Origin of the sequence: uncultured Thomasclavelia sp., assembly GCF_944324745.1 — a bacterium.
In the GTDB taxonomy this organism is placed as follows: domain Bacteria; phylum Bacillota_I; class Bacilli_A; order Erysipelotrichales; family Coprobacillaceae; genus Thomasclavelia.
The window spans coordinates 16166-31665 of record NZ_CALUXO010000080.1 but is presented as its reverse complement, the minus strand read 5'-3'; the positions used below and the strand labels follow the sequence as shown (position 1 = coordinate 31665).

Genomic DNA, 15500 nt, shown 5'->3' with positions numbered 1-15500 from the left:
TTTTCTCCTCCATTAATTACATTGTTTTGATCGCCTTTAAGACATCTTCCAATAAAATTTCATAATATGGAATATTATTGCGTCGATACCGTTGTAAATTGATTTTTTCAAACCAGTTTCGAGCGATTAATTCATTACCCTCTTTAATTTTGTCTTCTTTTTCATCTAAGGCAAAAATTGTTTGAATTGCTGCTCCAGCATTTGATGAAATAATAATTCGATTTTGATTACAAATTTTTTCAAATACCTGATATAACTGTTTACTATCGTAATCTGGCAAATTAATGATCTTGCATCGTCTAGTGAAACCAGCATCAAAACTTGACCAGGTGACTAATCTTTCAGGTGTCATTTTTAAGATTATTTTTAATCCACGCTCGTAATATTTTAATAGTATTTGTATAATTTTATTATCAACAATAATATTTGAGCAATCTAAAACGACTAATTTATTTAGAGTATAGCCACGATAACAATCACTTTCAAGATGCTGATAATCAGCTTTAATAAAATCCTCATCAAAAATCAAATTAATGGCATAATACACCTTGGCAATAATATTAATTGCTTCTTTTCTACCACTGCACACATTACCAGCAATCACTAAAATTGGATCGATCCCATCATTTAAATTATGTTGTTTCATTTCCTGAGAAATTTTTTTTCTTAACAAAAAGCTATCTAAATATTCTTGTAATGGCTCATTTCTGACCATTGTGCTAACTTCCTTTAAGACTTGTTTTAATAATTGAGATTTATTACGTTCTTTTTCAAGATAACTATCCACTTTTTCTTTAACTTCTATTGGTAGACAAGTTACATCAAAAATATTTTTTTGCTTATCCATTCGTTTTATTTGCATTTTTTTAAATAATTCTTCAATGATGCTACCAGTAACATCTTCTTGATGATAGACCAGCATTATATACTTGTTTACATAATCTAATGTTTGCTCATCAATCATTTCGTTATTATCAGCCAATAACTCCATAAATATTTGTTTTAAGTCAGTTTCATTCATATTCTTTAAATTAATACTTATAACACTATCATCTATAATATTTGTATACGTATTAATAATGACAATTACCTGATGTTCTTTACAATAAGCAGTGATGATATTTAAATCATCAAGCGCAAGTTTTTCACGATGTTCAACTAAATAAATATTTTCGGTTTTTAAACCTGTTAGATTTTCTTTGATTTCATTAATAGTAGCCTTAACTACCGTTAATGAATTATTTTGATTTAAGTAATCAATTATCATCATTGATAAAGTTGTTTTTCCACTTTGTTTTGGACCAGAAATAACAATTAATTGGTTTTCTTTTGAAGAAAGATATTGTTCTTTAAATTCATTTAAATAAGTTTCTAATCGTATCATTTTTAAATCTCTTAAATTTTCTTTAATTCTTCTTGTTTATATAAAGCAATATCTTCTTTAATAAAAGTAAACTGGTCCTGATTAGTTTCTTTACCGCGACGATGATTAATGATCCGTAAAGCTTCAAAAACTTTTTGTGGTAATGAGGCATTATAATTTTGAGCTTTCCCACTGCTAACTAAATCATTGAACATATTTAATAATTCATCTTGAACATCAACGGCAATTTCAATTTGATTATTTTTAGCTATCTTTTCAAAAATATGATATAACTCTTGACCACTATAATTATGCAATTCAATGATTTCAAAACGACGCTCCATTCCATCATCCAAATTCAAAAATCTAGTTTTGTTTCTAGGATAAATACAAATTGCCACAATTAGATTAGGGAACTGCTCTTGATCTTCAGCCGCCTGAATAAAATCATGCATCATCAACGAACCTGCTGTTGTTTCAACAAAGAAATTACCTTCATCAATACATAGTAATCTACCGGTTCGATTAGCTTCTTTAAGCTTTTTAATAAAGCTACTTTCACCATCACTTTCAATATTGGCCGTCTGCTTAGCATCAAAATAAATTGGGTTTTCTGAAGATAAAACTCCTAAGTTAGTTAAAAATTTAGCTGCCAGTTTTAACATCGTACTTTTCCCAGTTCCGGCATTTCCAACAAATAAAAGATGCCGGTTCATCCGCATTGACTTGATACCCCGTTTTTGGTTTTCATGATTAATATCAATTTTAGTTTTAATATCTTCAAAATGTTTTTTGACATTATCAAATCCTTCATAATTATCTAAGATATCATAGACTTCTTTAAGCGCATAATCAGGATTATTTAAGTTATGTAAAATATTAGTAACTGATTTTAGATATAACGATGGAAAATCGGCTAAAGTTATCAAGTTTTCACTATTTTCATCATTATCTTTTCTTTTATAATAATTATTTGTAAGTTGCGAAACTAAATCTACTGCTAGACTGGCGTTTTTACGATCAACATTACCAGTTCTTTCTTGATAAATAAAATAACCTTTAAGATAATCATTTAAACTATAACCAAATTCATTAGTTTCGGTTGCAAAAACTAATTGCTCTTTTTTTCTTAAGATTTCAAAAATTTGATACAACTCATCAGCTGTATAGTTATGTAAAGTAAACTCCCTAAATCTTCTTTCAATCCCACTATCTAAATCATAAAACTTTCCTTTATTTTCAGGATAGATAGCCATTACAATTCGTAAATCCGGATAATTTTCAAAATCTTCAGACGGATTTAAAATTGGCGAGATCATTTCTTTCCCAGCATTACCAATATTACAATAATAATTAGCTTCATCAATAAATAACAATGCTCCTTTATCATTGGCTTCTTCAATTTGAATTGCTAACTCACGTGAAGAAGTGGCATTAGCTTTTAAACTGATCATCGTTTCAGAAGCTAAAACACCCATTTCAAAAAAGAATCTAGCTAATAATTTAGCTGTAGTTGTTTTACCGGTACCCGGATTTCCGATTAATAAAATATTACGTTTAGTTTTATTGACCGCAATACCTTTGGATTCAGCATCTTTTTCTCTTAAAACATCAAATCTCAATTCTTCAATAAATTCTTTTAAATTACTCATTCCAACATAATTTTGATCAATTTCCGCAAAAATTTGATCAACTATTTTACGACTTCCAACATCAATAAAATAGCGCTGATAATCTTTAAAATCTTCCATAATTAATTCATTGGTGTAATGATTACGATCATTCATATTTTTAACAACATTATCAAAAACATTGTTAACGGTACCGGCATTACCAAATGATCTTTTCGGTGAAAATTTTTTCAGATTTTTAAAAAACCTGGTCGTATCAATTGCTTCATTTACTTTAATCTGGTTCTTTTCACATAGTTTATAAAAAATATCTTCTAATAAATCACTTGGATAATCATCAATTACAATTTCAGTAAAACGACGTGGTAAACCTTCGTTCATTTCATATAATTTTCTAGTTTTTTGATAGCCAGCTAGAATAATACAAACATCATGATCTAAAGCCCTGGCAACAATAGTATCAATAGCCTCTTGACGATAAGCACCACTATTGTCTTCATTGCTTCGATTAGGGTCGGCATATAAAGAATAAGCTTCATCAATGATTAAAACACCACCACGAGCACTGTCAATTACTCGATTAGTTTTACTTGGCGTTTGTCCAACGTATTCACCAATTAAAGCTGAGGAATTTACTAAAATAACATTTCCGTTTTTTAAAATGCCACGATCTTTAAAAATTCGTCCAATTAATTTAGCGACTGTTGTTTTTCCAACCCCAGGATTACCGATAATCATATAATTAGGACATTGATAAGATTTTTTAGCATCGCTGATTTCTAGTCTATTTTTAGCATCAGCTACTTCAAACTTTTTCTTTTGACTTTCTTTGGCAAAATTTTTCAATTCTTTATCTATTACTGCTGCAACACTTTCCCATCCCTTAGTATTCATTAATACATCATAAGGATCTTCTTCTAGTTCTTCATGATAATTAAAAATATCTTTTATTGTTGGTTCATCTATATATGTTATAGTTTCATCTGTCTTGGTTAGATATTCTTCAAACTTAGAAAAAATTTCACCCATAGATAGGTATTTTAAACAAACATGCGGATTTTCCTGGCTGCCGGCATTAGAATAGCTATTTTTGATCTCATCTAGATTTTCATCCCTTATTTTATCTAACATTGCCATTCTGATAATTTCCGCAATCATATCAATATTATCTTCATCAAAATCAATCTTTCGTTTACCATTAGTAGTTTCGATACCTGTGATTTTTAATTTTCTTAAAAACAATTGAATTTCTAAAGTATCTGGTGATCCGACTTCATGATTTAAATTATCTTTGAATAAATCGAAAAAATAATTATTATTTGGGTTTTTAAATTCTGTTAAAATAGTATTGATGCTTTGTTCCTTAGCTACAAAAATAGTTAAATTCTCGTCATCATAATCTTTTCCCTGTTGTAATAAATCATAATAGCGATCAAAAGCATCAGCTGGTGAATTAGTGTAATTAACAACATTTGAAAAAACCACAGCTGTTTTATGTTCCCGATCATTAATTTGTTTTTTATAAGTATCAAAAAACTCACTAGTAGTAATTTCCGGATATTTTAATCGGATATCAGTGTTTTCTGCTTCTTTTTCTTCAATTACTTCTTCATCATCGTCATCTAAAAGACTTCTTCTTTTTCTTTTTTTCTTTTTAGCAGCTTGAGGTCGTACTAGACTAGCGCTATGTTCATCTAAATAATATTCTCCTAAATTTCCAGCCCCATCGAAAAAGATAATTTTTTCATACCCCTTTTTTTGTAAGTGGTAATGCAGATATTCATCAAAATTACGACTTACTAAATCATCACAAATAAAGACATTATCATTATTTCCGGCAATCAAACGAATATGATAGCGAGCATTCTTATCTAAAATTGATCTAGCCATCAGTATTCCTCCCTTCAAGATAAATTACATTAAGCGACGGACATTTAAAATTCTTTGATCATCAGATAGCTTTCCAATTGATGAACGATTACAACCAATTCCCCCATGGATAGCATCTTTATTATCTTCATCAATGGCTTGATGAACTAATTTTTCCGTCATATCATTTTCATGTTGATTATATGGATCACCTTTGATTCGATGAACATGAAATTCTGATTGTAGTCGGGTATCTGGTGAACCGGTATAATTAATTTCAATCATGAATTCAGATTTAGTACTTTCATCTTCAAATAGGACAAAGATTGGTTTAGTAAAATCATCTTCATTTTCTTTTTCACCCAAGCGCATGCTTTTAAAAATACGACCATGTTCTTCAAATTTATCAATAATACTATTCATAAATGATTCTCTTTCTAAATAATTACCAAAATATGCTACAGCATCATTAAAAGCTTTATCAACTTGAGGATATAAACATTTAATTTCTTCGACTTCTTTTTTTAACTGGTCTAAAGTATAAGCATTAGTTTCATCCTCTAATTTAGCTTTATATGTTTTTAGTAATTCTAGATTTAAATCTATTTTCTTTTCCGGTGAAAAATAGCTTAGCTCTTTTTTAGTCATTGTTTTAGAAATTCGTTTTCCATCTGTCATCTGATTAACTGTATCTAAAACATCCGGATTTAATTTCATTCTTTCTTCACTATATTTAAGTAAATAATCAACATAATATGTCGCTTCTTTTAATAAATTATTGTATTCTTGCCGTTGTAAATCGAAGTTAAGAATTTCTTGATAACACTGTGTATTAACATCGATTGCTACTGCCATTGCGGCTTCATAAAGACCATTTTTAATATTAGTACTACAAGTTTCTAAAGTGTTCTTTAAATTGTTGATAACATTATTGTTGTTGTAGTGTTCATCATATACATCTTCTAATGTCTGTAAAGCTGCTTGAGCTTTATTTAGATAAGCTAAAGCATAATTATTGGCTTTATTTTTTTTACTAGCTAAATCATGTTCTAATGCTTTTAACTCATTGATATTATTAGTATACATGGCATTAAGCGTATTTTTATATGACTTGGTCATCGCATTAATTTCATTATGATAATTCGCTATTAATTTGTCATGAAAACTTTTTATTGTTTTGGCTGTTTTACTAGTTGCTTCATTAAATATTTGAGAAACTTGATTTAAATTTTGAGTGTTTTTTAACTTTTTTTCATAATCATTCATAGTATTATTGATTTGATGAGCTATTTCAGTATCCAATATTATCTTTTCATTACTAATTTTATTAATTTTATTTTTAATATCATTAATTTCATTTTCAAAGGCTTTGTAAGCTGCCATTTTTTTAGCTTTTGCTTGTCTAGCATAATGGTCATATACATAATAACCTTTAAGCTTTCCAAAAGTATCATAGACTGCAGTGGCATTAAGTTTTTGATACGCTTCTAAATATTGAAAATCTTCAGCACTAATTATAACTTTACTACTCATTTTTTATCTCCTTTATCTACTTCTAATTGCCCGATTTAATTTTCCGGCAAATTTTTGAATATTTATATCTCTACTAGCTTGTAAATTGGATACCGCCTGTAAATCGGCAAACGGTATATACCAGATATCATTTTCTTCATAACCGTTATTATCAATCTTAAGACCCAATTGTCTTAAAATTCTAAGCAGCATTTGATAATCATCATATTCAGCTGAAGATAAGTAGCCCTGATCACCAAAATCATCATATAATAAAATAATATTACGATAACGATTACCTAAATCTTCAGGTCGAATATAAATGTGAATTTCTAAATCACCGGTACTAATTAAAATGCCATGTAAACTTCTTCGTGGATCCCCAACTAACTTTTTAGCTAATAATTTATAATTAACATAATCCAAGGCACTATCATCTTGTGCTTTTTCAACTTTAATTTGGCTTTTTTGGACATTACGTTTTATTTCAAATTGTTTAATGAGTTCATCCATTATTTCTGTACGTAAATGATATTTTTCTTGATTGTCTTTTGCTTTAGTATAAATCTCAAAGATTTGATTTAGTGTTTCATTTAAAGCCCGGCTTTTTTCAATTAAAGCGATTACACTGATACTATCTTCATCTAACAAATAATTATCGATTCCTCGATGTTCAATTTCTTTTATTAATTCTAATTCTTTTTCTAACTGTTTAAAATATTCTAAATATTTTCCAAAAGACCAAAAGTCGATTTCTTTAATTATATTAATTTTATTTTCATCAAAATCATTTAAATAAAAATTATCCGCTACTTCAATTTCGTTAATTTTTGTCGCATAATCGGATTTCCAGTTAGCCATATGATCATAGATACTATAAAACAAATGACTGGTATATTGCTTATATAATTGATACTCATTTACCCATTGACTAGACAATTCAGCAACTTCAATTTCTAAACGGTGTAAAGCTGATGTTGATGAAATAGCAACAGCCGTTTTAGCTTCATACATTTCCCCGTCATCAAGAACATTAAATTCTTTTTCTACTTCTTTAATCGTATCCAGCTTATTAGGTGTGAATTTTTGATGGGGTATCTTAACAAAAGATGCTACTACATCTCTAAACTCCTTAACATAGCGACTGGCAATTTCTCGTTTTCTTTTTAAATCTTCCTGGATATTTTTCTTCAAACCTTCAACGCTATCCCTAAGACTTTTTTCAATCTCTTTCATTTGTCTTTTTAAAGATGAGATTTCACGATTCTTCTGGCGAATTTCTTCTTGCAACTCTTTATCTAAACTGGTAATTTCACCACGAATAAATCGTTCGTATTCTTTAATTTTACGTTGGTATTCTTGTTCCAGCTTTTTTCGATCAGCTGCGTTTTGACGTAACATTCTTTGTTCTAAACGCTGCAATTCTACTTCAAATCTTCTTCTTTCTTTTTCTATTGCCGCTCTTCGTTCATCTTCAAGTTGATTAATTCGACGTTTTAACAAGTTAATTTGTCCCTGATAACCATTCATCATCAACGCCTCCTTTTTATTCAGGTTTTATCATCTGACGGATTTGATCAACTCTCTTTTGCTTATTTTCGATATATTCTTTTAATAACTCTTCAGCCTCTTTTAATTCCGTTTGAATATCACTTAAAATTTCTTTAATTTTCTGACTATTATTTTCTTCTTTATATTCATTGAAAACATCTTTAGTAATCCCATAGTGTCTTAAAGTACCATCGAATTGTTTTTGCAGTAAATCATTTTGATTTTTATTTTGGCTAAATGTCTCATTTAATTCTTTAATATCTTTTTTGTAATTATCAATTTCTTTAATGATTGCTTCATTTTGTTTTTGGAGTGTTTGATAATTTTGTTTTAATTGTTCATTATCTTTGACTAACAATTCATTTTCTTGTTTTATTTTCTCATACTGTTCTTTTAATGAAGTATGTTGTTTTTCCAAGTCTTCCTTTTTAGATTCCTCTTCTTTAATTGCTTCTTGATTGATTACTTCTTCATTAGAAATAATATGAATTTGCATTTTCATGTCATCATTGATGTTTAAAGTAATCGTCGTATCATCTAAATTTATTTCTATCTCTTCCCCATTAATAACTACTTTATCTTTAATTCCATTATTTTTATATGTGATAATAAAGCTATCATTGCTGCTTCTAATCGCTCTAATTCTTAAATTACCACCACTTAAATATTTAATAATATTAAGACAACCACCATATTTACCGGTTCGATTATTTTCTAATCCGGCAAGATCAAAATCATCAAAACCTTTTGATGAAATAGTTATATTGGTTGTTTCTTGATAAGGAATCAATAGATGACTTCCCCGATCTAGCACTCTATTTGTTTCCATTGTTTAAATCTCCTATAATTGCTTCATATAATATTTTATCTTCTTCACTAGGGATCCCTTCCATAATATATTTATTACCATCAATATAAATATTAGCTTGGCGTTCTTGAAAAAAATAAGCTTTATCTTTTTTATATCTTGAGGTTAGAAATATAAAATTTTGATTAGTGGAACCGCGTCCAGCTTCATTATTATCTAGTTGTTCAATAAAGGGTCCATCAATTAATAAATCAGTCAGCTTTAATAAATTATTAATATCTTGATCATGTTTATTAACTAATTCATCATAAGTATAGCCACTATAAATAATTACTCCCTTAGCTTGTCTTTTTACTTCGCTAGCAAGCTCCACTAAGGCCTTTGCCTGTAAAAAAGGTTCACCACCAGAAATTGTTATTCCTTCATTATCAGGATACTCATTGAGCCAATTTAATACTGTATTAACTTCCACTCCGCCATCTTTTTTGATTTCATGACTCTCTGTGGCAATACAACCAGGACAATTTTTTAGACAACCTTGAACCCAAATAATACTTCTTAAATATGGTCCTAAAACCGTAGATGAAGGTTGAAAGTGCATTAAATATAATTTCATATATCAACTCAAAAAAGAATATAACAAAATCCCACCAACCAGAAGAATAAGACCGTAAGTTATAATAGTTTGGAAATTAATAATAACAGCTATAAAAACAATAATTCCAATTACCCATTTCCAAGGAATTGCTAAAAGTAACCGAAATAATCCAGCAATACCAGAAACAGCACTGTTTAAAACAGTATTGGAAGTATGAACTATTTGATCTCTTTGAACTTGCAAAAGCGGAGGTTGATAATTAGTTTGATTATACTTTACTTCTAAATTATCTTTTTGAGGATCATTATAAATAAATATTTGTTGTTTTTTCTTTTCTTTTTTATCCTCTTGTTCGTGCTTTTGTTCTTCCTGCTCTTTTTTATTCTTTTCTTGCTTTTTCTCTGGTGAATTTTTTTCCATAAATTTTTTTATGATCTGAGCCATTTCTTGGTCATTTATCGGCATTATTAACCCCTTCTTTCTAATAAAACAAGACTATTATAAATCTTCATAACTAACATTATTATGATAAATAATATCATTGCCCCTAATTTCAAAACATTCAAAATTTTCTAATAAATCTGCAACATTTTCACCAGAAAGTTTATTAACTCGCTCTCGATGTGTTTGTGAATTACTATAATGAGTATCTCGCAAGTGAAAAATATCTAATACTCCATGTCCACGTCCATGTCCTTCTAATTTATAAATATAATCATGTTCCCCATAATAATCGACAATTGAAGAAGCTGTTCCAGGTTGCATTTTAAATAGTAATGTTACATTTTTCTTTCCTAAAATTGCTTCTTGCTTAATGGTGCTGAAATCACGATTAAAATTACTTGAATAAATTGATAATGCATCAGTATCAATCATTTTATCTTCAAATTTGTCATTCAAAGCACAATTAACATCAAATAAAATTACATTATAATTGCTTCCGACATAAGATAATTCTGCTTGAAAATAGTCCATTAATTCTTTAGTTCCATTAGCTAAATTTATGCAAATTATTTGATTTTGTTTAACGGCATTACTAATACTATAATGACAATATTTATTATTTAAATCAGTGATTGAAAAATCTAACTTTTTCAGTAATTTTCTTACTGGTGCTGAAGATATTTTTGTCAGTTGATCTTCTTCAAACATTTCTTTAGCTTCGATCAAATCTTGCTTTAATGTACTGCTATTAACTCTACTGATTAAATCATTACATTTATCAATTAAAACATTTAAATTTAAGTTAGTATATTCCATAATCGAATGTAATTTAAGTGGTATTTTTTCAGCTTTAATAATCGTTAAAATACTATCTAAATAGGCACTATCATCCCGCAATAAATCATCATTACTATCAACCACTTTAACAATATCCTTAAATTCAACTCCTAGTAATGGATGATAATACGGATAATCTTTATCAATTAATATTAATTTATTTTGGGTATCATGTAACTTTTTTTTAGTATATAAAATAGTATTAGTTATTTCTTGATGCGTAAAACTATTATTACTGGCACTAAAAAAAACAATTGTCGGTACATTATTTCGATACATTTTTTCTAGATGTCTTCCTAACAGCTTTAATCGATACTGTAAATTACTGCCGCCAAAAACATAAATATTTTCATTGCATGTATCATAAAAATCATTTAGTCGCATCTTACGACGACTAATTCTGCCACCATATCGATCATCCATTATTTTTCCTCCTAATCATCATATTTGCCAAATTGATAAATAAATGGTTTTAATCCATCTAGTTTAATAATCGCCTGGCCACGACCAAGTGATAAAATATCATAATCTTCGACAATATGTCCTTCTTTTTGAACGTTAATTGGCTTTTGTTTTTCATTGTAATAATAAAAATCTACATAATTTTCACCAAAATTATCAATAATATATTTACGCGTTTGAAAATCTAAAACATAAAAAGAAAAAACGTTCATAAATCCACTCAATAATGACTTAGCGGTAAATTCACCATAAGCATCCTCAAGCTGATGAATATTTTGAATTCCACAAACACACTTTACCCCTAATGAACGTCCAAAATTTAAAGCATCCTCTAAATGATTTAATTTAGGTAATAGCTTTAATTCATCTATAATAAAATAACACTCGCCCCTGCTTTTCTTTCTCCCCAACGCTTCTTTTAAAGCTAAATCAAACAACAGTGAATATACTGGTGACAATACTTGTCCTTTAGTTAAATCATATTCAATAAATATTTTGACACCATTTTTATTCCGAACAGTTTCAATTATTGAAACATCTTTATTAACATCACTTTGACCAAAAGCATCAGTAAAATAATCTTCTATCATACTTCTAAGTTCCCCAAAAACTCCTAATGCCTGTTTACTTCTGGCATCACCAACCGCAGATTCGGTATTTCTAAAATGACATTCTTTCAAAATCATTGCAATTTCACTATCGCTATGATTTTGAAAAAAATTCCAAATAGTTGCATTTGATAACTCTGATTTTTTTGTTGTATTAAGATTGAAAATATCTTCCTTACTTTTTAACACCTTTTGATCATTTGTTCCAATTAACCCCTCATTAAAAGCAATTAAGATATTAGCAAATATTTGCTGCGCAGCATTTGAAAAAAATGGCTGACTTTCATTTTTACGATCAACAAAATACGATTTAGCAATCTCTCTAGCAAAGCTTCTTTGTTCCTCTACATCATTTGAATAAGCTTTAATTTCTTTGAAAACATTATAAAAATTAGTTACTGATCGATAATTCTTACCAGTAGATATTAAAATATCTTTTTCTTTATTATAATAACGATAAAAATCGCCTTTAGTATCAAAGATCATGGCAAATGAATCCCGATTTAAATTATTAATATCTTTCATGATTTTATGAATTACATTAGTCTTTCCGGTTCCAATTGCCCCAATTAATAACAAGTGTTTCGACAACAACTCAGAATTTAAATAAATATCATTATTATAACTGGGAAAACTAACAACATAATCACTTAAATATTTAGACTCATTTTGATTATCTTTGACAATAGAACCATCAATTACTGATTTTGTTAAATCTCTAATCATTGTTCATCCCCTCACAGAATTTAATCCATTTCACTGCCACTGTCATTATCATTATCGCCATCATAATCACCGGAATCATAATCATTAGATTCATAGTCTCCAGGATTATAATCATCAGGATAATCCATGGCATTATCGTATTCATCCATTAAATCATTATTTTCCGTTAAATCGTTCCACTCCTGTTGCTCACTGGCACTGGCATTAGTATATGAAAAAGCATCCCATTCACGATTTCCATTTTGGTCTTCAGTAATCGTATATCCCATATAAGCATCCGGACGTTGCGATCCGTTTGATTTAAATGTTTCAACATTTTCATAAACTTTATTGCCGGAACTTAATTGATCAGCCAATTCATTTTCATGAATTTTATAAGAGCCACGATTTAAATTAGCATCTTGAGCATCCATATTTTCTTTTTCCCCAGAGCCATTAAATCTAGTTGCAATCAAATGACCTCCATCATCAGTTGCCAAGCGGTCATTACCACCAACAGTTCTTTGAGCGTAGGCATTACGTTGACCATTTTCTAATGTTAACTGTCCCTTTGCCGTTTTACCATATTGGTTTTCACTATATTCATAATCCCCTGGTTGGTTTTCATCAAATAAATTTTCATTATTTAAATCATCATGTAAACTCACAATATCCCCTCACTTTACTTTTTAATATTGCAATTTTACCCTTGGTTTATAACTTTTTTCAAATTATAAAATAATGTATTGTTATTAGATATTGTATCAAAATTACGGATAATATTAAATCTAATTTATCTAAATAGTTTTAAATTTTGGTAAATTTCCCCATCTAATTCTCAATTTAACCAAAATATAACATTTTTTACAAAAAAGTTGTCAATCAATCACGCTAATATCTGATTATTTTTATCCTTAAAACACTAAAAATTCTTTATTTAAATTTATTGTTTTCAAAAAAATTATCAACTAACCTAATCCAATAATTAGATTTATTGGTTCTATAATAATGAACAACTCGACTAGTAATAATAAAACCACCTAAACAGGCTACTAACATATCAGTAATTGTATCATGTACTCCAGTTGTGTAATGTCTAATGGCATCATTATTCAAAAAAATCAAACAAAAGTATTCAAAAAATTCCCAATATACTGCTACTAACATATTACATGCATTGATAAATAATATCGCCAGTTTTCGCTCGTCATTAGTTTTAAAATCAATTTTCTTTTTGAAATAACAAAAAATCATATATGCCAGTTCAGTAATAAATAAGCCGCTAGAAAAATGAAGGATTTTATCAAAAAAAGGAATTGAATAAGCGCCTAACATGCTTCCTAAAATACTTGCAATAGCTGCAAAAATAATATTAATGATATATATTCCAAAAACTGATTTAAATCCTAATATTTTTAAAATCAAAGGTACTAAAAAACAAGTAAAGCTGGCCATTAATCCCATCATCATTCCATTATTATTATGATTTAAATAACAATAAATCATTGCTGTTATTAATAACAAATAATAAATTATATAGCTGATTTTCACCAGTTTCTTTTCTTTTGAATTCATAATATCCCTTTCTTTTCACAAATAAAAATTTTTCTTTACTTACTAAAGTTATATAAATATTTTATGTGTGATACTTTAAGATATTATTGACGACTTATTTAAGTTTTATTAAATTTTTACTTTTCTTATCCTCAATATAACTTTTTTAACTATGATACAGTTTTAACAAACCATAAGAAAGTATCTTTTGGATATCTTGCTAAATCGATATTTTCAGCATTTATATATTTAAACTTCATAATATAAGCTATATGAAATCATTTTGTATCACCTATATAGTTAGCCGATACAAAATAAATAAAATCAGCTACAATTAAAAGATAATAAAAGTGATCAAATCATGGAATATGTCAACATCGACTAATATTTGTATCGATATCTGTAAAATAATATTCAATTTTCAATTAATCTAATTTTATCAATGACTAGAAATTTAAAATTAGAAACTACATGTAATCTTGAAATTTCAAAGAAAAAACTCTTTAATAACGTATTTAATCTGAGAAATATCTAATATAATTTACTAATCGACATGAAACTCTTGAAAAACGATTTCTATTTTCTCATTAAAAGGAAGTTTCTGTTTATCAAAACAATAAAAATATATTGCATCGGATTTCTTATACTCTCTATATATTGGAGCAACATAATATTCTTTGACCAATAAATAGTAATCTTTTTTTTGGTTACTATAAAGATATAGGTCATTTTCTTTTCTATTATAGATAAGAAACAATCTATCTTGATCATAATTATTTTCATCACTTAATATAACAACATCATAATTAGATATATAAAACAGCTTGCTTTGAGTATATATTCGATGATTAACAATTCTAAACCATCCTAAGTTATGACAAGCTTCTTTTATAATAATTTTATTTTTTTCAGCTTCACGATAAAAATTTTCACATGCATTTTGTTGCTGGAGTGCAAGCCTAACTATAGCAAGACAATATGAATTATTGTTTATGATCTGTTTATGATCTTCTATATATTGAAGTTGTTTTTGACTTGGTATAAATGACGTTAGATATTGAATATAAACCTTAACCATTTCATCGTCCAATATCCCCTTCATTTATAAGACACCCACCTTAATTTCATGAATGAGACTCTAATTTTCTTTAGAGGTAAAAAATCATCTGCATCTTTCAGTTTATAAATTTTTTGATTACATCTATCAGTTTTCTTATAAAATCTTGTATGTGATTGAAAATAATGAATTAACTGACAAAATAGATTGGAAAATAAATCTTTTTTTAATTTCTGAGATTCAAATTTATATTGTTTGATTTTTGTTTTTTTAGATAATACGTTGATTTCTATTAATCCTTCACTATCATTACAGAATTTCTTTAGTATTTCTGGATACGATTTATAAAATCTTCTTAATAGATACTGATAAATTTTAATACACATATGTTTTACAATAAACAAACAATTTAAAATAGAGTCAAATATAGAAAAGAATTCTTCGTAATCTAATTTCCTAAAATTAATATCATAACAATTATACAAGTTCCAGAGTTCATCA

12 protein-coding genes are annotated in these 15500 nt (G+C 28.0%); all 12 read right to left on the bottom strand.

Annotation, left to right across the window (positions count from 1 at the left end; translation table 11 throughout):
- Window positions 1–16: 16 nt before the first annotated feature.
- The 12 genes from Q0K54_RS10960 to Q0K54_RS10905 all read right to left on the bottom strand — a co-directional run bounded on the left by Q0K54_RS10960 (window position 17) and on the right by Q0K54_RS10905 (window position 15044).
- Window positions 17–1384 (bottom strand): hypothetical protein, encoded by a 1368-nt coding sequence (locus Q0K54_RS10960; RefSeq protein ID WP_294581267.1) that lies wholly within the window; start codon window positions 1382–1384, stop codon window positions 17–19.
- Between the two features lie 11 nt (window positions 1385–1395).
- On the bottom strand, window positions 1396–4884 hold the full coding sequence (locus Q0K54_RS10955; RefSeq protein WP_294581265.1) for an AAA family ATPase: 3489 nt from the start codon (window positions 4882–4884) through the stop codon (window positions 1396–1398).
- Window positions 4885–4908: 24 nt separating this feature from the next.
- Window positions 4909–6396: a hypothetical protein gene (locus Q0K54_RS10950; protein WP_294581263.1), complete on the bottom strand. Its 1488-nt coding sequence runs from the start codon at window positions 6394–6396 to the stop codon at window positions 4909–4911.
- Between the two features lie 12 nt (window positions 6397–6408).
- Window positions 6409–7905: a hypothetical protein gene (locus Q0K54_RS10945; protein WP_294581261.1), complete on the bottom strand. Its 1497-nt coding sequence runs from the start codon at window positions 7903–7905 to the stop codon at window positions 6409–6411.
- A 16-nt stretch (window positions 7906–7921) separates the two neighbouring features.
- Window positions 7922–8755 (bottom strand): hypothetical protein, encoded by an 834-nt coding sequence (locus tag Q0K54_RS10940; protein WP_294581259.1) that lies wholly within the window; start codon window positions 8753–8755, stop codon window positions 7922–7924.
- Entirely contained in the window at window positions 8742–9350 is a 609-nt protein-coding gene (locus Q0K54_RS10935; protein ID WP_294581257.1) for a 4Fe-4S single cluster domain-containing protein, read from the bottom strand. Before Q0K54_RS10935 ends, Q0K54_RS10940 begins: the two co-directional genes overlap by 14 nt.
- A gap of 3 nt (window positions 9351–9353) precedes the next feature.
- Window positions 9354–9797 (bottom strand): hypothetical protein, encoded by a 444-nt coding sequence (locus tag Q0K54_RS10930; RefSeq protein WP_294581255.1) that lies wholly within the window; start codon window positions 9795–9797, stop codon window positions 9354–9356.
- Window positions 9798–9830: 33 nt separating this feature from the next.
- Entirely contained in the window at window positions 9831–11036 is a 1206-nt protein-coding gene (locus Q0K54_RS10925) for a hypothetical protein (RefSeq protein ID WP_294581253.1), read from the bottom strand.
- Between the two features lie 11 nt (window positions 11037–11047).
- Window positions 11048–12409: a type IV secretory system conjugative DNA transfer family protein gene (locus tag Q0K54_RS10920; protein ID WP_294581251.1), complete on the bottom strand. Its 1362-nt coding sequence runs from the start codon at window positions 12407–12409 to the stop codon at window positions 11048–11050.
- Between the two features lie 20 nt (window positions 12410–12429).
- Window positions 12430–13056 carry a DNA/RNA non-specific endonuclease gene (locus Q0K54_RS10915; RefSeq protein ID WP_294581249.1) on the bottom strand — a complete coding sequence of 209 codons (627 nt, stop codon included), beginning with the start codon at window positions 13054–13056 and terminating at the stop codon, window positions 12430–12432.
- 265 nt (window positions 13057–13321) lie between these two features.
- Window positions 13322–13963, bottom strand: coding sequence for a hypothetical protein (locus tag Q0K54_RS10910; protein WP_294581248.1), 642 nt, complete (start codon window positions 13961–13963; stop codon window positions 13322–13324).
- Between the two features lie 523 nt (window positions 13964–14486).
- Window positions 14487–15044: a hypothetical protein gene (locus Q0K54_RS10905; protein ID WP_294581246.1), complete on the bottom strand. Its 558-nt coding sequence runs from the start codon at window positions 15042–15044 to the stop codon at window positions 14487–14489.
- Window positions 15045–15500 lie beyond the last annotated feature (456 nt).

Bases quoted from the DNA above. Each gene is read 5' to 3' on its own strand.
- Q0K54_RS10960 (WP_294581267.1), bottom strand. From the start codon at position 1,384: ATGATACGATTAGAAACTTATTTAAATGAATTTAAAGAACAATATCTT.
- Q0K54_RS10955 (WP_294581265.1), bottom strand. From the start codon at position 4,884: ATGGCTAGATCAATTTTAGATAAGAATGCTCGCTATCATATTCGTTTG.
- Q0K54_RS10950 (WP_294581263.1), bottom strand. From the start codon at position 6,396: ATGAGTAGTAAAGTTATAATTAGTGCTGAAGATTTTCAATATTTAGAA.
- Q0K54_RS10945 (WP_294581261.1), bottom strand. From the start codon at position 7,905: ATGAATGGTTATCAGGGACAAATTAACTTGTTAAAACGTCGAATTAAT.
- Q0K54_RS10940 (WP_294581259.1), bottom strand. From the start codon at position 8,755: ATGGAAACAAATAGAGTGCTAGATCGGGGAAGTCATCTATTGATTCCT.
- Q0K54_RS10935 (WP_294581257.1), bottom strand. From the start codon at position 9,350: ATGAAATTATATTTAATGCACTTTCAACCTTCATCTACGGTTTTAGGA.
- Q0K54_RS10930 (WP_294581255.1), bottom strand. From the start codon at position 9,797: ATGCCGATAAATGACCAAGAAATGGCTCAGATCATAAAAAAATTTATG.
- Q0K54_RS10925 (WP_294581253.1), bottom strand. From the start codon at position 11,036: ATGGATGATCGATATGGTGGCAGAATTAGTCGTCGTAAGATGCGACTA.
- Q0K54_RS10920 (WP_294581251.1), bottom strand. From the start codon at position 12,409: ATGATTAGAGATTTAACAAAATCAGTAATTGATGGTTCTATTGTCAAA.
- Q0K54_RS10910 (WP_294581248.1), bottom strand. From the start codon at position 13,963: ATGAATTCAAAAGAAAAGAAACTGGTGAAAATCAGCTATATAATTTAT.
- Q0K54_RS10905 (WP_294581246.1), bottom strand. From the start codon at position 15,044: ATGAAGGGGATATTGGACGATGAAATGGTTAAGGTTTATATTCAATAT.